Annotated in this window: 16 protein-coding genes; 13 read left to right on the plus strand and 3 right to left on the minus strand. The window is 40.6% G+C overall.

What is annotated here, in order from left to right:
* The first annotated feature begins 77 nt into the window (after nt 1-77).
* Nucleotides 78-854: a substrate-binding periplasmic protein gene (locus PVK79_RS09285; RefSeq protein ID WP_145236099.1), complete on the plus strand. Its 777-nt coding sequence runs from the start codon at nt 78-80 to the stop codon at nt 852-854.
* Here PVK79_RS09285 and PVK79_RS09290 read toward each other — a convergent pair.
* Entirely contained in the window at nt 843-1,658 is an 816-nt protein-coding gene (locus PVK79_RS09290) for a thioesterase family protein (protein ID WP_257326509.1), read from the minus strand. The two genes, PVK79_RS09285 and PVK79_RS09290, sit on opposite strands and share 12 nt — an antisense overlap.
* Nucleotides 1,659-1,902: 244 nt before the next feature.
* Here PVK79_RS09290 and dnaK point away from each other — a divergent pair, with 244 nt between their 5' ends.
* From dnaK to PVK79_RS09320, 6 genes are all read left to right on the plus strand, one after another.
* On the plus strand, nt 1,903-3,819 hold the full coding sequence (gene dnaK, locus PVK79_RS09295) for a molecular chaperone DnaK (protein ID WP_182732509.1): 1,917 nt from the start codon (nt 1,903-1,905) through the stop codon (nt 3,817-3,819).
* A 187-nt stretch (nt 3,820-4,006) separates the two neighbouring features.
* Entirely contained in the window at nt 4,007-5,155 is a 1,149-nt protein-coding gene (gene dnaJ, locus PVK79_RS09300) for a molecular chaperone DnaJ (protein WP_257326510.1), read from the plus strand.
* A 537-nt stretch (nt 5,156-5,692) separates the two neighbouring features.
* Nucleotides 5,693-5,926: a FeoA family protein gene (locus PVK79_RS09305; protein WP_145236087.1), complete on the plus strand. Its 234-nt coding sequence runs from the start codon at nt 5,693-5,695 to the stop codon at nt 5,924-5,926.
* A complete protein-coding gene (gene feoB / locus PVK79_RS09310) occupies nt 5,923-8,244 on the plus strand; it encodes a Fe(2+) transporter permease subunit FeoB (RefSeq protein WP_145236084.1) in 2,322 nt (773 codons plus the stop codon). Before PVK79_RS09305 ends, feoB begins: the two co-directional genes overlap by 4 nt.
* An 85-nt stretch (nt 8,245-8,329) precedes the next feature.
* Nucleotides 8,330-8,791 carry a Cys-tRNA(Pro) deacylase gene (ybaK, locus tag PVK79_RS09315; protein ID WP_145236081.1) on the plus strand — a complete coding sequence of 154 codons (462 nt, stop codon included), beginning with the start codon at nt 8,330-8,332 and terminating at the stop codon, nt 8,789-8,791.
* Between the two features lie 311 nt (nt 8,792-9,102).
* Complete coding sequence (locus PVK79_RS09320; protein WP_145236077.1) at nt 9,103-11,358, plus strand: acyl-CoA dehydrogenase; 2,256 nt, start codon at nt 9,103-9,105, stop codon at nt 11,356-11,358.
* A gap of 128 nt (nt 11,359-11,486) precedes the next feature.
* On the opposite strand, the gene PVK79_RS09325 is transcribed toward PVK79_RS09320, so the two are convergent.
* Nucleotides 11,487-11,672 (minus strand): DUF6435 family protein, encoded by a 186-nt coding sequence (locus PVK79_RS09325; protein WP_145236073.1) that lies wholly within the window; start codon nt 11,670-11,672, stop codon nt 11,487-11,489.
* 463 nt (nt 11,673-12,135) lie between these two features.
* Here PVK79_RS09325 and PVK79_RS09330 point away from each other — a divergent pair, with 463 nt between their 5' ends.
* Together PVK79_RS09330 and PVK79_RS09335 are read left to right on the plus strand one after the other, a co-directional pair.
* Nucleotides 12,136-13,086: an oxidoreductase family protein gene (locus tag PVK79_RS09330; RefSeq protein WP_145236070.1), complete on the plus strand. Its 951-nt coding sequence runs from the start codon at nt 12,136-12,138 to the stop codon at nt 13,084-13,086.
* 1 nt (nt 13,087) lies between these two features.
* Nucleotides 13,088-14,059, plus strand: coding sequence for a Gfo/Idh/MocA family protein (locus tag PVK79_RS09335; protein WP_257326511.1), 972 nt, complete (start codon nt 13,088-13,090; stop codon nt 14,057-14,059).
* Between the two features lies 1 nt (nt 14,060).
* On the opposite strand, the gene PVK79_RS09340 is transcribed toward PVK79_RS09335, so the two are convergent.
* Nucleotides 14,061-14,906, minus strand: coding sequence for an ABC transporter substrate-binding protein (locus PVK79_RS09340; protein ID WP_257326512.1), 846 nt, complete (start codon nt 14,904-14,906; stop codon nt 14,061-14,063).
* Nucleotides 14,907-15,109: 203 nt separating this feature from the next.
* On the opposite strand from PVK79_RS09340, the gene upp reads away from it, so the two are divergent.
* The 4 genes from upp to PVK79_RS09360 all read left to right on the plus strand — a co-directional run bounded on the left by upp (nt 15,110) and on the right by PVK79_RS09360 (nt 20,082).
* Nucleotides 15,110-15,739 carry a uracil phosphoribosyltransferase gene (upp, locus tag PVK79_RS09345; RefSeq protein WP_145236059.1) on the plus strand — a complete coding sequence of 210 codons (630 nt, stop codon included), beginning with the start codon at nt 15,110-15,112 and terminating at the stop codon, nt 15,737-15,739.
* Nucleotides 15,740-15,789: 50 nt separating this feature from the next.
* Nucleotides 15,790-16,974, plus strand: a complete 1,185-nt coding sequence (locus tag PVK79_RS09350; protein ID WP_220493590.1) for a uracil-xanthine permease family protein — start codon at nt 15,790-15,792, stop codon at nt 16,972-16,974.
* Between the two features lie 149 nt (nt 16,975-17,123).
* Complete coding sequence (locus PVK79_RS09355) at nt 17,124-18,866, plus strand: HAD-IIB family hydrolase (RefSeq protein ID WP_182778449.1); 1,743 nt, start codon at nt 17,124-17,126, stop codon at nt 18,864-18,866.
* On the plus strand, nt 18,859-20,082 hold the full coding sequence (locus PVK79_RS09360; protein ID WP_257326513.1) for a glycosyltransferase family protein: 1,224 nt from the start codon (nt 18,859-18,861) through the stop codon (nt 20,080-20,082). Before PVK79_RS09355 ends, PVK79_RS09360 begins: the two co-directional genes overlap by 8 nt.
* Nucleotides 20,083-20,088 lie beyond the last annotated feature (6 nt).

Raw genomic sequence — 20,088 nt, forward strand, 5'->3', positions numbered from 1 at the left:
TTTAACTAGGCTAGCCTAATAAGAAAGTTGTCATGTAATTTTACAGTTGCTAAAAAGCATCTATCTGTGGGTGGTGAATGAAGTATTTTATAGTGTTTTTTTTTGTTTTATATAGCACTTTTGCATTGAGTTTAGCTGCGCCAAAATCTAGCGACATTATTACCGTTGCGGTAAGCCCTTCTTTGCCTCCTTACGTCTTTAGTGAGGATGATACCGGCTTGCAGTTGCAGATTTTAAAATCTGCGTTTAAAGATCAAGGTATAACAAATCTAGATATAGTCTATATGTCTAATAAACGTGCAGGGCAATCCTTAGAACAAATGAAGGTCGATATTGCGATGAATTATGCGGGGCTCACCACTTCTGCGATTTATCCAAGCCAAAGCTTATTGGCGTATCAAAATGTGGCAATTAGCTTACGTAAAAATAATTTTAAAATTAATACTGTCTATGATCTACTGGGGAAAAGTGTTGTTGCCTTTCAAAACGCCACCGAATTTCTGCCGCCGCCATTTAAAGCATTAACGACTAAATTAAGCGCTTATGAAGAAGTCGTATACCAAGCTGCGCAAGTGGATCATCTAATGAAAGAGTGGGTTGATGTGGTGGTACTAGAAAAACGGGTGTTTTTATATTATCTACAGCAATATAAAGAATCGCACCCAATCAAGCCTATTACTGTACACCCGATATTTCCTGAGGCTCCTCGACCAGCCTATTTTAACAGTAAAGTGTTACAAGAGATTTTTGATATGGGACTTGCCCATATCATTGAAAATGGGCAATACAGTAAAATAATGGCTTTTGATGGCAGTGATTATGCTCAGGTTGTAGAACCAAGCTCAATCAAATAATGCTACGGTTTGGCGGGTAAGCGCAAGCAATTCGCCGGATTGTGACCAAATACAACCATCCTCTAAACCATAGCCATCTTTACAGTGATGAGTTTCTGCTTCAAATCCAAGCCACTCATCGGCTGCCAACTGCGGTGTTTTTACAAACTCTAAATACCACGACATACTGCTGGCGGGCGCTGGTTGGTTAAACATTTGTAATAAAGTAGGCGGCCATGCATCCGTTAAGGCAATAATATGTGCTTCACTAAGTTCTACTGGCGATTGTTTTAACTTCATCCATCCGCCTAAATGCGACGTTTGGGCTGCTGAAAACGGCATTCCACCTTGCTGAGGGCAAAGCGCGACGTGTTGGAAAAATTCCGGCATGGCACCTGATTTAAATGGCAGTGTGTAACGTTCGTTAACCGGTTTTAGGCTCATTGTTTTTGTCACTGGTACTTCAATGGCTGAATCTCGCGATTTTGCAAAACACGCTTGTACGACCACGCTTACTTGGCCGTCCTGCAACGCTTTTGCCAGTACTTGTGTGCTACTTTTTCCTTCCCGTAAAATTTCAACTGAGAGGGAAAAATCAGTATCTGCTAACAAAGGACCTACAAAATTTGTACTAATAGACAACAAACGACGACTTGGTTCTATTTGTTGACGCATTGCCTGATACAGTAGTGAGGCTGATAAACCGCCAAAAGCAGTTCGACCTTGACACCAGTTTGCAGGAAATTGCATCGTTGCGTGAGCTTGTTCAGAATGGGGCAGCTGGCCTATGAGTGCCGCTTGCTTTAATAGTTGATCAAAATGCATGGTGATCCTTTGAGACATTTTTTAATTATTAGTGATTTTATAACACATAAAAACTCATCAGACCAGATTGTGAAATGGCCCCTAATGATGCAAAAAAAGACAATCCACACATTAATTAGGGTTATTTGCAAAATAAATTACAAAAAAGCACTTTTTTTTCATTTTTACAGTTGAATTAAGTTTGTGGCATCCCTATCTACTAGTCATCGAACGTATTAATGAATTTTGAAGTTGGAGATATTTCATGGGTAAAATTATCGGAATCGACTTAGGTACTACTAACTCTTGTGTTGCAGTACTTGATGGTGGCAAAGCACGTGTTATTGAAAACGCGGAAGGCGATCGCACCACTCCGTCTATTATAGCTTACACGCAAGACGGAGAAACTTTAGTAGGTCAATCTGCTAAACGTCAAGCGGTTACTAATCCGACAAACACATTATTTGCAATTAAGCGTTTAATTGGTCGTCGCTTTGAAGACGAAGAAGTACAACGTGATATCGGCATCATGCCTTTTAAAATTATCAAAGCAGATAATGGTGATGCATGGGTTGAAGCGGGCGGCGAAAAACGCGCTGCACCACAAATCTCAGCTGAAGTTTTGAAAAAAATGAAAAAAACAGCTGAAGACTTTTTAGGTGAAGCAGTAACTGAAGCGGTTATTACAGTACCTGCTTACTTTAACGATTCACAACGTCAAGCTACTAAAGATGCTGGGCGTATTGCAGGTCTTGAAGTTAAACGTATCATCAATGAGCCAACTGCTGCTGCCCTTGCTTATGGCATGGACAAAAACAAAGGCGAAAACGTTGTTGCAGTATATGACTTAGGTGGTGGTACTTTCGATTTATCAATCATTGAAATTGATGAAGTTGAAGGTGAGCACACATTTGAAGTACTTGCTACAAATGGTGACACTCACTTAGGTGGTGAAGATTTCGATAACCGCGTAATCAACTATTTAGTTGCTGAATTCAAAAAAGATCAAGGTTTAGACTTAAAAACTGATCCACTTGCAATGCAACGTGTTAAAGAAGCAGCTGAAAAAGCAAAAATTGAATTATCATCTGCACAATCTACAGAAGTAAATCTTCCGTACGTAACTGCTGATGCAACTGGTCCTAAGCACATGAACGTGAAACTAACACGCGCTAAGCTTGAGTCACTAGTTGAAGATTTAGTAATGAAGTCACTAGAGCCATTAAAACGTGCCCTTGCTGATGCTGATTTATCAGTAAGCGACATTGACGACATCATCCTTGTTGGTGGTCAAACACGTATGCCTTTAGTACAAAAAACAGTTGCTGATTTCTTCGGTAAAGAGCCACGTAAAGATGTTAACCCTGATGAAGCAGTAGCCGTAGGCGCAGCGATTCAAGGTGGTGTACTAGCTGGTGATGTGAAAGATGTACTATTACTAGATGTTTCGCCATTATCTCTAGGTATCGAGACTATGGGCTCTGTAATGACGGCGTTAATTGAGAAAAATACGACTATTCCAACGAAGAAATCGCAAACATTCTCAACTGCTGAAGATAACCAAGCTGCGGTAACTATTCACGTATTACAAGGTGAGCGTAAACGTGCTAGCGACAACAAGTCACTAGGTCAATTTAACCTAGAAGGTATTCGTCCAGCACAACGTGGTACACCACAAATCGAAGTTACTTTTGATGTGGACGCTGATGGTATCTTACATGTATCGGCAAAAGATAAAGATACAGGTAAAGAGCAAAAAATCACCATTCAAGCATCTTCAGGCTTAAGCGATGAAGAAGTTGAAAAAATGGTTCGTGATGCCGAAGCACACGCAGAAGACGATAAAAAGTTTGAAGAGCTAGTTGCAGCTCGTAACCAAGCTGATGCATTAGTGCATGGTACGCGTAAGCAAATCGAAGAAGCGGGTGATGCATTACCAAGCGAAGACAAAGAAGCGATTGAAGCGGCTGTTGTTGAGCTAGAAGCTGCGATTAAGAGTGACAAAAAAGACGAGATTGAAGCAAAAACTCAAGCGCTTGCTGAAAAGTCACAAAAGTTAATGGAAATCGCACAAGCTAAAGCACAACAAGGTGGTGACGCCGGTGCCGAGCAGCAACAATCTGCGAAGAAAGATGACGACGTAGTGGATGCTGAGTTCGAAGAAGTTAAAGACGACAAGTAATTGTTGTTAGCGCTTCGCCTAACTGAAAACACGATGACTGATATCGCAATTTAAGTTAGGATGAACAACTAAGGCGCGCGGGCTAAAGCTTGACGCGCCTTTTGCATGTAAATTAGATGATAAATCGATACGATTTATCGATTTATCCGCAGCAATGCTGCAGTAAGAAAAGAGTAGTGTGATAGATATGTCAAAACGCGATTATTATGAAGTCCTTGGAGTGGCAAAAGACGCCAGCGAAAGAGACGTAAAAAAAGCGTATAAACGCTTAGCGATGAAATATCATCCAGATCGTACCGCAGGCGATAAAGAACTTGAAACTAAATTCAAGGAAGTAAAAGAAGCTTACGAGATCCTCACTGACAGTCAAAAACGTCAAATGTATGATCAATACGGCCATGCTGCGTTTGAACAAGGCGGTGGCGGTGGCGGTGGTGGTCATGGCGGCTTTGGTGGCGGTCATGGTGACTTTGGTGATGTATTTGGTGACGTGTTCGGTGATATTTTTGGAGGCGGTGGTGGCCGTCGTCAATCGCGTCAGCAACGAGGTTCAGACCTACGTTACAACATGGACTTAAGCTTAGAAGAAGCGGTTCGTGGTAAAGAAGTAGAAATTAAAGTACCTACGTGGGTAAGCTGTGAGCCATGTGACGGCAGCGGTGCAAAAGCGGGTTCTAAACCGAAAACATGTACGACTTGTCATGGTGCAGGCCAAGTGCAAATGCGCCAAGGTTTTTTTGCTGTGCAACAAACCTGTCCAACCTGTCAGGGCACTGGTCAGATAATTTCTGATCCATGTAATAGCTGTCATGGTCAAGGCCGTGTGGAAAAAACCAAAACATTATCGGTTAAAATCCCAGCCGGGGTTGATACTGGCGACCGCATTCGTTTATCTGGTGAAGGTGAAGCAGGGGTACATGGTGCACCCGCTGGTGACTTGTATGTGCAAGTATCGGTCCGTGAACACCGTATCTTTGAGCGTGATGGTAATAACCTATATTGTGAAGTGCCGATTGGGTTTACAACGGCTGCTCTTGGTGGCGAAATTGAAGTACCGACTTTAGATGGTCGTGCTAAATTGAAGATCCCAGCTGAGAGTCAAACGGGCAAAATGTTCCGTATGCGCGGTAAAGGTGTTAAGTCTGTCCGTAGTGGCGCAGTTGGTGACTTGATCTGTAAAGTGGTAATAGAAACACCCGTTAAGTTAAATGAACGCCAACGCGAGTTATTGCAAGAGCTTGAGCAAAGCATGGGTAAGGATGGTTCTAAAAACCGTCCAAAAGAAAAAGGCTTTTTTGATGGTGTAAAAAAGTTCTTTGATGATTTAACTAAGTAATCACTCATTACTTATAAAATGGCGCTAATTAGCGCCATTTTTTATTGGCTAACAAAAGCTTATTAATCTGAACTCTGGTTAAGAGATTGACCCTCAAGAGTTCAGGTTTTTATTTGGCTACAGCTTTGCTGAAAACCACGCAGTAATACCAATCGACTTAAATATTTAACCATTCTAGCGAGCTAAATAAAGCGCTAACTGCGTTATAATTTTTTCAAGTAGAACAACTACATGTCAAAATTTACGCCTTGTTATCACTGTATTTATCTGTCGCTATAAATGGTCAGTAACTTAACACGATTGGTATAATACATATTCATAATGCTACCTTTACAGAGCGATTAGGCTTCTTAAGCACTTGTCACTAAACGGCTATTTTTATCTTATCAAATGAGATTTAGGATCCAATATAGGTATAATTCTGCCATTGCTGCTTTATTTTGCATTACTTATCGATATGATAATTAGTCTCACTTGCATGATTGAATAATCGGCGTAAAATCAGCGCCATTGATGTATTAAATGAAATGAGATGGCATGTTAACGTTAGACAAATTAGTAATTGGCCAACATGGCTCTGTTGTAAGCATCGATCCTAATGCGAGTTTGTTGCGCCAGAAATTACTTGCAATGGGTTTAACGCCAGGCGCTCCTGTCCACGTATTGCGCTTTTCTCCATTTGGCGATCCGATGATTGTTAAAGTTCGCGGTACCGTGCTTAGTCTTCGTAAATCCGAGGCACAATCAATTAATTTGGAACTCGCAGTATGAATCCAAACATTGCCGTAATAGGTAACCCAAACTGTGGTAAAACTACACTATTCAACGCGTTAACCGGTAGCAAACAGAAAGTAGGTAACTGGTCAGGGGTGACCATCGATAAGAAAATTGGTCAATTTAAAGTGGCTGATCAGACTGTCGAATTAGTTGATTTGCCTGGCACTTATTCTTTAGATGTAAATGCACAAACCCCTTTAGATGAAAAAATTGCGCGTGACTATGCACTCAGTGGTGAATCACAACTGATCATCAATATTCTTGATGCATCAAATCTTGAACGCAATTTATACCTCACCGCTCAGCTGCTTGAGATGAAAGTACCTTTACTTGTCGTGCTAAATATGGTCGATGTGGCAAAACGAAATGGTTTAGTAACGGATCCAAAGGCGCTAGAAAAGCAACTTGGATGCCCTGTGATTGCCTTAAGTGCAAATAATAAAACAGACATTACAGGTTTAAAAGAGTTTATTGCACAAGGGCTTAAACTTAAAAAAGTATCAATGCATACCCCTAGTTATGAGCAAAAAATAACGCAAGCGGCCAACAACATTGCAGCCAGTTTTACTGCCAATAATAAACCGATAGAAAACATCGACACTGATTGGTTGTCATTGCGGTTATTAGAGCAAGATGAAAGCTGTTTTGGCTATGCTGATAAACAAACACTGGCAGTGGCAAAAGCTGAATTTGAACAGTTTGCCGATCACCATGAACTTGATGTGCTTTTTGCCAATGGTCGTTATGAGTTTGCCCATCAACTGGCTGAACTTGCTCAAAATACTAAAGGCATCGCCTCTGAAACCATTAGCGATAAAATAGATGCGGTAGTGATCAATCGTTTTTTAGGGATCCCAATATTTTTAGGGATCATGTATTTAATGTTTACTGTTGCGGTAAATGTTGGCGGCGCATTTATAGACTTTTTCGATATTGCTGTAGGCGCGATTTTAGTCGATGGCTTTGGTGAAATATTAACTTCATTAGGCGCACCTGATTGGCTACGCGCATTGCTTGCGGACGGTATAGGTGGTGGTATTCAGCTTGTTGCCACCTTTATCCCGGTGATTGGCTTTTTATACTTTTGTTTAGCCTTTATTGAAGATTCAGGTTATATGGCGCGTGCTGCTTTTATCATGGATAGATTAATGCGCGCCATTGGTTTACCGGGTAAAGCGTTTGTGCCTTTAATTGTTGGCTTTGGCTGTAACGTGCCATCAGTAATGGCAACTCGTACTTTAGAAACCCATAAAGATCGCTTACTGACTATTGCCATGTCACCATTTATGTCATGTGGCGCGCGCTTAAGTGTGTATGCCTTGTTTGTCGCTGCCTTTTTTACCACTAATGGCCAAAACTTAGTATTTGCACTGTATATTTTAGGTATTGTTATGGCGGTATTAACCGGTTTGGTACTTAAAAATACCTTGTTTAGTCCAACGCTTACCCCGTTTATTCTCGAATTACCTGCGTATCATATGCCAACGGCAAAAGGCGTACTTTACAAAGCATGGGAGCGCTTAAAAAGCTTTTGTATGCGCGCCGGTAAAACTATAATTGTGGTGTTTGTTATTTTAAAAATATTAAGCTCCATAGGTACTGATTTTACCTTTGGCAATGACAACACAGATAAATCGATGCTCAGTGAAATTTCAAAAATTGCAACACCGGTGTTTGCTCCTATCGGGGTAGAGCAAGATAACTGGCCTGCCACGGTCGGTATTTTTACTGGCGTATTTGCTAAAGAGGCAGTAGTTGGTACTTTAGATAGTTTATATTCAAATTTAGATGGCGCAGCGGCTGTGAATGAAGAGCCAGTTAATGTCATCGATAAATTGGCTGAGGCGTTCGCGAGTATTCCTGCAAACCTAATAGACGTATTCGGTAATTTACTCGATCCACTGGGTTTAAATGTCACTAATGTGAGCGATCAAAGTAGTGCGGCCATTGATCAAGAAGTGAATGTATCGACCTTCGCAACCATGGAAAACCTATTTAGCAGTCAACTTGCTGCATTCAGTTATTTAGTTTTTGTATTGCTTTATACACCTTGTGTGGCGGTGATGGGCGCTATGTACCGAGAAGCTGGAATGAAATGGATGCTATTTGTTGCAACTTGGTCAACAGGGCTTGCTTACATCACAGCCTCTGTGGTGTATCAAGTGGGTAACTTTAAGCAATCTCCGATGTTTTCGGCATTTTGGTTACTCGGGTGCGCTGTCGTTATTGCATTGGCAATAAGCTCTATGCGGATTTATGGTAATAAAATGGCTGCAAAGAGTCGTTTAATCCCTGTTGTTAATATAATTTAGCGAGTGAATATAGTTTAAAAAAGAGTACCTTGGTACTCTTTTTTTTGTTAATTTTAAAGCAGTTAACAATTCAATGGAGTTAGTCATGACGCCAGCCACACAATTATTAAAAAAACACAAGGCCACTTTTGAGCTGCTCAGTTATGAGCATAACTCAAGTACACATAGCTTTGGTTTAGAAGCTGTTGAAAAGTTAAATCTAGCCGCTGAGCAGGTTTTCAAAACCTTGGTATTTGAAACCAATGAATTGCAGTTAGTAGTGGCAATTACGCCTGTGAGTCAACAAGTTAACTTAAAGCTCTTAGCAAAAGCATGTGGTGTTAAAAAAGTACATATGGCCGCTGCACAAAAGGTAGAAAATAGCACCGGATATATTCTTGGTGGCGTAAGTCCATTAGGGCAAAAAAAACGCTTAGCAACTTACCTCCATAGTAGCGCAAAGCAGTTTGATATTATTTATGTAAGCGCTGGTAAACGCGGCCTTGAAATTGCACTTGATCCCAATACATTAATAAAACTATGTAATGGCAAATTAGCCGACTTTTAGTGGTGATTAACAGTGTTAGTTAACAGTCGATAAGCTTACACTACTTACCTTGCACAAACTTTAACATATCTTTATTTTCCCTCATTTTGTTTCTATTGTTGCTGAGGTTTAATTATTTTAGCGTTTTTTAGTAAAAAAAAATCAACTAAATACTTTTCAGCGTACAAGTGTTAGCTCTTTTTATTCAATGGCTTAGATAGCCTAAAAATAAATAAATTGAAAAAACTGTTAAAAAATTGCTTAGAGTAATTGATCTAAACCATTTTTTATGACGTAATGTAGGTATTATTGTCTGGTCGGATGAGTTGATTATGAGTTTACGTACAAAATTAAAAAAAGTATTACCAAGTATTTCTATCACTGAACAAGAAGCCCTTGATGCGGGTGATGTGTGGTTAGAAGGCTCTATTTACCAAGGTAAGCCTGACTTCAACGCACTTCGCGCAGTCCCTGCTGCTGTATTGAGCGCAGATGAACAAGCATTTATCGACGGCCCATTACAAGAGCTATTGGGTATGATCGACGATACAGAAATTCAAAATGGCATTCATTTACCTGAATACATTTTAGATTTTCTGAAAAAGGAACGTTTCTTTTCACTGATAATTCCTAAATCATTTGGTGGTTTAGAGTTTAGCCCTTACGCAAACTCAACTATCGTTGGCACAATCGCCACTAAAAGTTCTGCTGTTGCAGTAACCGTTATGGTTCCTAACTCGTTAGGCCCTGGTGAGTTACTACTGCACTTTGGTACTAAAGAGCAGCAAGCACATTATTTACCACGCCTAGCCAATGGCCGTGACATTCCATGTTTTGCACTCACAAGCCCAGAGGCTGGTTCTGATGCCGGTGGCATTCCAGATTTAGGTACTGTGACTAAAGGCATGTACAACGGCGAAGAAGTACTTGGTCTTGAGATCACTTGGGACAAGCGTTATATCACCCTTGCGCCAATTGCCACCGTACTTGGTTTAGCATTTAAAGTGGTTGATCCAAATGGCTTGCTAGGTGGTAAGGAAAACCTCGGTATTACGTGTGCACTTATTCCAAAAGAGCACCCAGGTGTTGAACTTGGTAATCGCCATGATCCAATGGGGATTCGTTTTTACAACGGTACTACGCGTGGCAACAAAGTATTTGTACCAATGGACTTCATTATTGGTGGGCAAAAGAACATCGGCCGTGGCTGGCAAATGTTGGTTAGCTGTTTAGGCGCTGGCCGTGGTATTTCATTACCTGCATTAGGTGTTAGTTCATCTCAGGTAGCATTTAAAGGTGCGTCTGAATATGCTGCGGTACGTGAGCAATTTGGCTTAGCAATCGGTCAATTTGAAGGTATTCAAGAAAAACTCGCTGATATTGCTGGTAAAACATACCTACAAGAAGCAATGCGTGTACTTACAACCGAAGGTTTAGGCATGGGCTTAAAGCCATCGGTTGTGACTGCAATTGCAAAATATCACATGACTGAAATTGGTCGCGACGTGCTTGACTCAGCAATGGATATTCAAGCTGGTAAAGCAATTCAGAACGGCCCGCAAAATACGTTAGCAAGCGGCTATGTTGCACAGCCAATTGCCATCACGGTTGAAGGCGCCAACATTCTTACACGTAACTTGATGATCTTTGGTCAAGGTGTAATGCGTTGTCACCCATATTTACAATCGATGGTTGAATCAATCCACAGCGAAGATAAAAATGCAGATAAAGAATTTAACCGCATTCTGCGTAAAACAGTGGGTTATAGCGTAGCAAACAGTTTACGTGCATTTCGTTTAGGCGTATTACCATTTACAGCAGGTGCTAATTCACCACTTCCAGAAGTACGTGAATATGAAAAAGCAGCTCATAAATTATCAGCTAAATTAGCAGTATATGCAGATTTTTCGTTACTGGTACTCGGCGGAAAACTTAAACAAGCGGAAATGCTATCAGCCCGTTTAGGCGATGTAATGAGCTTCTTATATGCGGCAATGGCATCAATTAAATATTATGAGCAAAAAGTGGCAAGCAGTGAACGCGAGCAAGCAGCGCCATATTTCCACTACGCAACACGTTTTGCATTACAAAGCGCCGAACAAGCATTGCATAAGTTTTTAGACAACTTCCCTGCAAGTGGCACACGTAAGTTTATGCGTTTTATTACCATGAACTATTCGACTAAAATGCCAAAAATTAGCGATGACTTAATTCGCGAATTAGCTACACAGGCGCAACTTGACACGGCATTTAAAAAGCAAATCACGCACTTAGTTAAACCTATTGAAGGTGATGGACATTACATTAACGAGCAAGCGTATAAAGCGAAAATGGGCTGTTTAGATTTACTCGCAAAAGTGAAAAAAGCCTTGCGTGCTAAAACAATCAAACCAGGTATTCGTTTTGCACTTACTCTTGATAATGCACTTGTAGCAAATGTAATCACTGAAGAAGAATACGCTAAACTGATTGATTACAACAAAAAACGTGAACGCGCAATTCGTGTTGATGAGTTTGATTTTGATATGAACTTATTAGACGAAAATGCAAAACCGATAAACCCACTGAAAAGTGTTGTTAATCAGTAATATTTTTTAATTCAACAATGTAAGCGCCCAGAAGTTCGGGCGCTTTTATATTTAAAGCCCATACAGTTTTGTATGGGCTTTTTACGTAATTCGCTACTTGTTCTTAATTTAATGCCTAAGAATTTAAATTAACCATCTTGTTTCGCTTGTTTTTCTATCTCTATTATTTGTTTGTCTATTTGATCGGCTTCAAAGGAGAGTTCTGAGTATTTGCGTATATCGCCGTTACGTTGGGCATGCATTGCTTGTTCTAGTTTTATAGAAAGCTGCTTATGTAACTTTTTAGTTGGGTCTTTCTTAAAGAATGAAAACATATATTACTCGTACAGTAACTGGTGCAGATAGATACGTTTCAATTAATGTATTGGTTTACATTATGTTGAAATAGTAAGCAGGCAAAAGATAATGATTGCTAACATGTAGTTAAGTAGTGAGCTGTGTTGTCTATAAGCGCTTTAATCTTAAAATGTTTATGTCATACTAGGGTCTGTTGACCTTTAAAGGTTAAATTTGCAGCAGTCTGTTTGGTATTTAGGCAAGGCAGAGCCTATGTGGTGTGGTCATTCCCCATAAATAGGCGATAACGCAGCATCAATGCCAAACAGGAGCTGCCCGAAGGGTTCTTCCTAGGGGTAATTAACTCTTTGTTGCTCGGTTTTTACTTAGCCCACTAGGTTACAAACCTCGCGCCGCGATTAAATTGCCCCTAGTTTGAACAAATATTAATCCGCAAAGGTCAACAGACCCTAGGCGCTGGCTTTATGGATATTGGTGCGTATGTCTTTTTATCTGCCATTAATTGGTCTTCATTATAAAAATATTAAAATCACTGAAACAATCACTGCTTTATGGAGTGGCTGTGGTGAAATAGTGCGTTGTCGTTTAGACGGTAAAGTCTGCGTCATTAAAGCGATTAGTGTGCCCGATCACATAAATCATCCGCGAATTTCGCAAACTGAGTTTGCAATTAACCGAAAGCGTCACTCTTATGAAGTCGAATTTTATTGGTATCAGTATTATGCGTCGCGATTACCATCTAGAGCAGGTGCTTTAAGGTGTTTTAATGCCATAGAACATGAGCAGCACAAAGTCTTAGTGTTTGCTGATTTTACAGAGTGTGGCTTTGTAAACGCAAAACCAATCCATACACATGTTACAGCCATTATTAAGTGGTTGGCGAATTTTCATGCTTTTCATTTTCAAGTCAAAGCTGATGGCTTATGGTCGCAGGGGGGTTATTGGCATTTAGCCACTCGACCAGACGAGTATGAAAAAATGGCAGATTGTGCTATCAAGCAACAAGCACACAGCATCGATCAAACTATTAGGGCATGTCCGTATCAAACGCTTATTCATGGTGATGCAAAAATAGCGAATTTTGCTATTAATAACGCGACACTAAATGTTGTCGGATATGACTTTCAATATGTTGGCGCTGGAGTAGGTGTTATTGACGTTATGTACTTTTTGGGTAGTTGTTTAAATGAACAGCAATTACAACAAAGAGCTGATGATTACTTAGCCGACTACTTTAAATATTTTGCCAACGCCATGCACATATTTGATAAAAGCGCATATAGCCATGCTGCTATTAACGAATGGAAAACCTTATGGCCAGTTGTATGGGCTGACTTTTACCGATTTTTAATGGGCTGGAGTCCAGAACACGTAAAAATTAATGCTTATATGCAATATCAAATTACAAAAACAAATTTTGGGGTAACGTAGAATGACGAAACAGATCCGTTGGGGAATGATTGGCTGTGGCGCTGTAACCGAGGTGAAAAGTGGCCCTGCGTATAAAAATACGAAAGGTTTTGTGTTGCAAGGCGTTACTCGACGAGATACCGCACTCGCTGAAGATTACGCAAAACGCCATAACGTGCCTATGGTATTTAAAACGGCCGATGAATTGATCGTAAGTTCTGATATTGATGCCGTGTATATCGCAACGCCTCCAGATAGCCATATGGAGCTGGCGCTAAAAGTTGCTGCTGCGGGCAAACCATGTTGTATTGAAAAACCACTGGCGCCTACATTGGCTCACAGTGAAGTTATTCTTGAAGCTTTCAGCAGTAAAAATATTCCCTTGTTCGTCGCGTATTATCGACGTTCTTTACCGCGCTTTAATAAAGTAAAAAGTCTGATTGACACGGGAGAAATCGGCCAGGTGCGACATATTAATTGGCACTTAAGTAAAGCCTCCAGCGAGCAAGATAGATCAGGTGTTTACAATTGGCGTACCGATAAAACTATCGCACCAGGAGGTTATTTTGATGATTTAGCCAGCCATGGTCTCGATTTATTTGGTTACTTATTTGGTGATTATGAACAAGTGAAAGGACTGGCGACAAACCAGCAAAACTTATATGGCGCTTTTGATGCAATCACTGCGTGTTGGCAGCATAAAAACGGTATTACCGGCTCAGGAAGTTGGAACTTTGGTGGTTTTTCTCGTTTTGATGTTGTTACTGTGTACGGTGAAAAGGGCGAGATCAGCTTTAGTGTGTTTGATGAACAAGCAATTACGGTTATTAACGAAAGTGGTCAGCAACAACTAAGTATCGAAAATCCGCCTCATGTTCAACAATATCATGTGCAAAATATGGCCTCGTCATTACTTGAAAATATGACACATCCGTCAACAGGTCATTCGGCCGCACATACTAGTTGGGTGATGGAGCAAATTTTAAACAACTAAATCAGCGTGCGGGTATTGCTACGTTAAAAGCATCTTGCAATGCGCTTAGCATTAGCGCCTGCTCTGGCGGTGCAAATATTTGTGCGTGGCTCTGAAGAATAATTTGCTGGACTGCCTGTGTTTGCAATGCTTGGTCAAATAGCGTAATTGCTTGTTTGCCTAGCTCCGATTTCGAGCATGCAATATAACCAAACACAGCTTGTTGGGTTTTATCAACACTAAGATAACGTATATTGGCGATTCTGGTATCTTCTGAGTGACGCGAAATAAACACCGCACTGTATTCAATAATGGCATCGAACTTATTTTGAAATAACATTTGGCTAAGGCGATAAGCGCTCGTTGTGCCGCCTAAAACCATAAATGATTCGTTATGCTTGGCAATATAGTCATCTATTTCGTGACCATATGAACGTCCTGAAGCAATGCCGATGGTGAGATCATATTTATTTACGGCATCATTTAAACTAATATTTTCAGGTAGTTCTGGATGATTATACACCACTAAGCGGTTGGCCGGAAAAGCCATAATTGGGTAGGTATTAAATAATGCATTTTCAATACGCTCAGGTGTTTTGGTTTTATTGTATAAGCACACATCTTTCATTGCGTGCAATTGTTGCCATTCTCTTAATCTACTCGCTGGGATAAAGTTTAACGCGATGGCACCATTGAGCTGTTTTTCAATATCAAGCATAAATCTAGTGGCTATGTTTTGTGAATCGTCATTAATCTGTGGTGCAAAGTCGGTCATTATTTGCACCTTTAATGGTTTTTTAGCCATCGCAAATGAAGGCATTATTGCAAATAAAATACCTATCAGGATCCCAACAGCAAACTTTGACATAAAACCTTTGTGAGCAAATCTTCTATAGCCATTATTATAGTTTAGTTACTTTAAAAAATAATAATAATTGCGTTAAATGAAATAAAAGCACTGTATCAGAGTGATAAAATAATACTTTTATTGCACAGATCATGCTTTTTTAAAGTCTGATGGTTTTTTTTAAGCTAAAATAAGCGCAATTTATTTTTCTTTTAGGCGTTTTTATGACTATTCATGTAATTAATCACCCACTTGTTCAACATAAACTTGGTCTTATGCGAGAGTACGGCATAAGTACTAAGAGTTTCCGTGAGCTTTCGTCTGAAGTCGGTACATTATTAACCTACGAAGCGACTAAAAATTTGCCTCTTGAAAAAGTAACAATCACTAGTTGGGATGGTAATCAATTAGATGTTGAGCACATCAAAGGTAAAAAAATTACTGTTGTGCCAATTTTACGTGCTGGCCTTGGCATGATGGATGGTGTTATGCAGTTACTGCCTGCTGCAAAAGTCAGTGTTGTGGGCCTGCAACGTAATGAAGAAACGTTAGAACCAATTCCTTACTTTGAAAAGTTAGTAGGCAAAATTGATGAGCGCTTGAGCCTCGTTATTGATCCAATGCTCGCAACTGGGGGCTCGATGATCGCGACTATCGATATGCTGAAAAAAGCGGGTTGTAAAGAAATTAAAGTAATTGTATTGGTTGCCGCACCTGAAGGGGTTGAAAAAACCCTTGCAGCTCATCCTGATGTAGAGATTTTTACCGCATCATTAGACAGCCACTTAAATGAAAAAGGCTATATAATTCCTGGTCTTGGTGATGCTGGCGATAAAATTTTTGGTACTGTCTAACAGTGGATAACTCTACCTTTTCAATCAAAACAATTTTAACTGGGGCGCAAATGTTATTTGTCGCCTTTGGTGCCTTGGTGTTAGTTCCTTTATTAACGGGGCTTGATCCAAATGTGGCACTTTTTACGGCTGGTATTGGTACCTTGCTGTTCCATTTGGTAACTAAAGGTCAGGTGCCGATATTTTTAGCTTCATCATTTGCGTTTATTGCCCCTATTATTGCCTGCGTGCAGCTATGGGGTGTGCCTGCCACAATGGGGGGCTTAATGGCTGCCGGCGGGGCTTATATGTTGTTAAGTCTATTAGTGAAATTAAAAGGTGTAGCTACCCTGCATAAAATATTACCACCAGTTGTGGTCGGTCCGGTGATCATGGTAATTGGTTTAGCACTGGCACCTGTTGCAGTTAATATGGCAATGGGTAAAAGCGGCGATGGTTCAATTCAGTTGATTGCGTATCAACAAGCCATTTGGGTGGCGGCATTTTCGTTGTTAGTGACGCTAATTTTCGCGGTATGGGGCAAAGGTGTATTTAAGCTGATCCCTATCTTAGCTGGAGTCATCGCAGGTTACAGTTTATCGCTATATTTAGGGATCGTGCAATTTGATGCTGTTACTAATGCACCGTGGTTTGCAATGCCAGCTTTTACTTGGCCTGAGTTTAAATGGCAAGCGGTGTTATTTATGGTGCCGGTGGCAATAGCCCCCGCTATTGAACATATTGGCGATATGATGGCGATTAGCCAAGTAACCAATAAAGACTATTTGAAAAAACCGGGCTTACATCGCACCTTGTTTGGTGATGGATTAGCTACTACTGCAGCGTCTATATTCGGCGGGCCACCTAATACCACCTATTCAGAGGTCACCGGCGCAGTGATGCTTACGCGTAACTTTAATCCTAAAGTGATGATGTGGACTGCCATTATCGCCATTATTTTAGCGTTTGTGGCTAAAATGGGCGCTGGTTTGCAAACCATACCAGTACCTGTGATGGGGGGGATCATGATTTTGCTGTTTGGCTCAATTGCTGTGGTGGGTTTAAATTCGTTAGTGAAAAGTGGAGAAGACTTAACGGCTCCACGTAACCTCAGTATTGTGGCACTGATTTTAGTGTGTGGCATTGGTGGTATGCATATCGGTGGCAACGAATTTAGCTTACAAGGCGTGAGCCTATGCGCTATTTTAGGCATAGTGCTTAATTTAGTGTTACCAAAGGCTGATAAGCCAACGTAATATTTTGCACATTCAGCTAATAATTTGCACCAAAATAGCGCATTTAATATGCGCTATTTTTTTAACTAACTAAAAAATATAAAGTTATAAAACTGGTCTAGTAACTGCATTTACCTCATTAACAGTGTCATACTGATCAGGAGCGTTTAATGCAAGAGACAAATATTGTGGATATCACCCCATTTTTAGCAAAACATCAGCTGCCACTCAAATATCAGTATTTGAGTGAACAGTACTTCGTCCCACTCGCTGAAGATATTCTCCACAGCAAACCAACCGATGGTCCAATGCTGGTGGCAATCAATGGTTGCCAAGGCTCCGGTAAAACGACATTAGCTGATTTTTTAGTTACTTGGATCAACTGTAATACAGCGTTTAACAGTATTGCGATTTCGATTGATGATTTTTATCACAGCCAAGCGCATCGTCAACAACTAAGTAAAGATGTACATCCGTTATTTGCAACGCGCGGTGTGCCAGGTACCCATGATACAGCGCTTATGCAGCAGACTTTTACCGCGTTACTTGCAGGTAAAGTAGGGGTGCCTTTGCCACAGTTTGATAAACAAACCGATGATCCAGTTACGCAAGCGTTATGGCCTACTAATAAACAGCCTGTTGATATCATTTTTTTTGAAGGTTGGTGTGTTGGCAGCATAGCGCAACAACCTTATCAATTACATCAATCAGTTAATCAATTAGAACAATATGAGGATCCTGAAGGTATTTGGCGACGCTGTGTAAATAGTTGTCTAGCGAATGAATACCAAGATATTTTTGCAATGATTGATTATACCGTGATGCTAAAAGCACCGTCATTTGCCGATGTATATGGGTGGCGATTAGAGCAAGAGCAAAAATTACTGTCGCATAAAGGACGAGGCCAAGGAACGTTCGATGAGCAACAATTAGTGCGATTTATTTCTCATTTTGAACGTATTACGCGAGAAAATTTAACTCAGTTACCAGAGCAGGTCGATGCATTACTGAGCTTAGATAAAGTACGTGATATTAGTGCTATGAAACTACGCGCAGATGATGTTGCAATGCCACTTATTTTCACTGATTTAGACGGTACGTTACTTGATCATAACGATTATCAATGTACTGAGATTGCTCCGTTTTTAAGCCAATTGAGTCGCGCAGGTATCGCTGTAGTATTTAATACCAGCAAAACGTTTGCAGAGGTAATCGCACTGCAAAAATCACTTGGGCTAAACCAGCCGTTTATTATTGAAAATGGCGGGGCTGTATATATCCCAAAAAATTATTTTTCATTAAAACCAATTGGCTGCGAAGAGCTGGATGAATATTGGCGTTATGCGCTGTCGCCAACCAATAAACAGTTGTACAGTGAATTACTTGAATACGGTAGCGAGTTTAGTGCTTATTACCGTTTGTTCAGTCAATTATCAGCGCAAGAAGTCAGTCAGATAACAGACTTGAGCCTAGCACAAAGCGAACTTGCCCGTATTCGTGAATATTCAGATCCGCTTTTTTGGCAAGGCACAGAGCAACAGCTGCTTGACTTTTTAGAGGCAATAAAACCGCTTGGTTATGAAGTGTTAATAGGCGGGCGTTTTATTCATTTAAATCGCAGCACCAATAAAGGTAAAGCGCAAAACTGGTTAGTAGAGCAATTTAAAAAACATTGTCGTCATGCTTTCACTACTATTGCACTGGGTGATAGCCAAAATGATATGGCGATGTTGGATGCCGCAGATATCGCGATTTTAATTAATAATCCTGCCAGTAAAGCCAAGGCAAAACTATCCCACAAACCATGGCGTGTTAGTGAACACCCAGCCCCACAAGGTTGGCTCGATGAAGTAGCAGATCTAAGTGTTATCAAAGCGCAATTAGCGTCTAAACAGGAGCAATCACATGGCTGATTTTTACCAAAATGGCATCATAACAACATTACATAATATTGCCGACCGTCCGCTGGCTGATCTAGAAGCTGAACTCGTTAGCTTTTCAAAACAACGGCCAATGGGCTTGATTTTACCCTCGCTGTACAGTGAACTGGAAGGCCCTGCATTACAAAATATTGTGCAAGAATTAAAACATGTTCCTTATTTGTCGCAAATTACGATTGGCTTAGATAGGGCCGATGAGAGTCAGTATCGTCATGCATTACAATTTTTTGCAGAGCTTGACCAACATCATCGCGTGCTTTGGAACGAAGGGCCACGTTTGCAAGCACTCGATAAAGAGTTGCAAGCGTTAGGCGTCGCGCCGCGTGAACTCGGCAAAGGCCGTAATGTGTGGTACTGCATGGGTTATAAATTGGCAACGGCAAAAGTTGAGACAATAGCACTGCATGATTGTGATATTTTAACTTATGACCGTAGTTTATTAGCGCGATTAATTTATCCAGTTGCTCACCCGCGGTTTAACTATGAATTTTGTAAAGGCTTTTACCCTCGTACTGCTGATGGCAAGATCAATGGCCGTGTATCGCGTTTACTCGTTACTCCTTTATTGCGTTCATTTAAAACCATTTTAGGCAGCACTGACTACCTTGAATATATGGATTCATTTCGTTATCCGCTGGCGGGGGAATTTTCGTTTCGCCGTGATGTGCTCAACGATATTCGTATTCCTAGCGATTGGGGCTTAGAGATTGGCGTACTGTCTGAAATGTATCGTAACTACTCACACAATCGCTTGTGCCAAGTAGATATTGCAGATAACTATGATCATAAACACCAAGCGCTGTCACTGGATAATCAAGCGGCTGGCTTATCAAAAATGTCGATAGATATCACCAAAGCGCTGTTTCGTAAGTTAGCCACGCAAGGAGTGACATTTACCACGGAAACCATCCGGTCACTTAAAGCAACTTATTATCGTATCGCACTGGATTTTATTGAAACTTATCATAACGATGCCATGATGAACGGCTTAAAACTCGATATTCATCAAGAAGAAAAAGCAGTCGAAATGTTTGCGCAAAACATTATGAACGCAGGTGAGCATTTTTTACAGTATCCAATGGAAGCGCCATTTGTGCCTAGCTGGAACCGTGTAGCCTCAGCAATGCCTGATGTGTTTGCGCGTTTAGAGGAAGCAGTAGAGCTTGATAATAAAGACTTTTTGTCGTGAACTTGG

The organism is Pseudoalteromonas rhizosphaerae, assembly GCF_028885455.1.
Lineage (GTDB): Bacteria > Pseudomonadota > Gammaproteobacteria > Enterobacterales > Alteromonadaceae > Pseudoalteromonas > Pseudoalteromonas rhizosphaerae.

Bases quoted from the DNA above. Each gene is read 5' to 3' on its own strand.
- PVK79_RS09285 (WP_145236099.1), top strand. From the start codon at position 78: ATGAAGTATTTTATAGTGTTTTTTTTTGTTTTATATAGCACTTTTGCA.
- PVK79_RS09290 (WP_257326509.1), bottom strand. From the start codon at position 1,658: ATGCATTTTGATCAACTATTAAAGCAAGCGGCACTCATAGGCCAGCTG.
- dnaK (WP_182732509.1), top strand. From the start codon at position 1,903: ATGGGTAAAATTATCGGAATCGACTTAGGTACTACTAACTCTTGTGTT.
- dnaJ (WP_257326510.1), top strand. From the start codon at position 4,007: ATGTCAAAACGCGATTATTATGAAGTCCTTGGAGTGGCAAAAGACGCC.
- PVK79_RS09305 (WP_145236087.1), top strand. From the start codon at position 5,693: ATGTTAACGTTAGACAAATTAGTAATTGGCCAACATGGCTCTGTTGTA.
- feoB (WP_145236084.1), top strand. From the start codon at position 5,923: ATGAATCCAAACATTGCCGTAATAGGTAACCCAAACTGTGGTAAAACT.
- ybaK (WP_145236081.1), top strand. From the start codon at position 8,330: ATGACGCCAGCCACACAATTATTAAAAAAACACAAGGCCACTTTTGAG.
- PVK79_RS09320 (WP_145236077.1), top strand. From the start codon at position 9,103: ATGAGTTTACGTACAAAATTAAAAAAAGTATTACCAAGTATTTCTATC.
- PVK79_RS09325 (WP_145236073.1), bottom strand. From the start codon at position 11,672: ATGTTTTCATTCTTTAAGAAAGACCCAACTAAAAAGTTACATAAGCAG.
- PVK79_RS09330 (WP_145236070.1), top strand. From the start codon at position 12,136: ATGTCTTTTTATCTGCCATTAATTGGTCTTCATTATAAAAATATTAAA.
- PVK79_RS09335 (WP_257326511.1), top strand. From the start codon at position 13,088: ATGACGAAACAGATCCGTTGGGGAATGATTGGCTGTGGCGCTGTAACC.
- PVK79_RS09340 (WP_257326512.1), bottom strand. From the start codon at position 14,906: ATGTCAAAGTTTGCTGTTGGGATCCTGATAGGTATTTTATTTGCAATA.
- upp (WP_145236059.1), top strand. From the start codon at position 15,110: ATGACTATTCATGTAATTAATCACCCACTTGTTCAACATAAACTTGGT.
- PVK79_RS09350 (WP_220493590.1), top strand. From the start codon at position 15,790: ATGTTATTTGTCGCCTTTGGTGCCTTGGTGTTAGTTCCTTTATTAACG.
- PVK79_RS09355 (WP_182778449.1), top strand. From the start codon at position 17,124: ATGCAAGAGACAAATATTGTGGATATCACCCCATTTTTAGCAAAACAT.
- PVK79_RS09360 (WP_257326513.1), top strand. From the start codon at position 18,859: ATGGCTGATTTTTACCAAAATGGCATCATAACAACATTACATAATATT.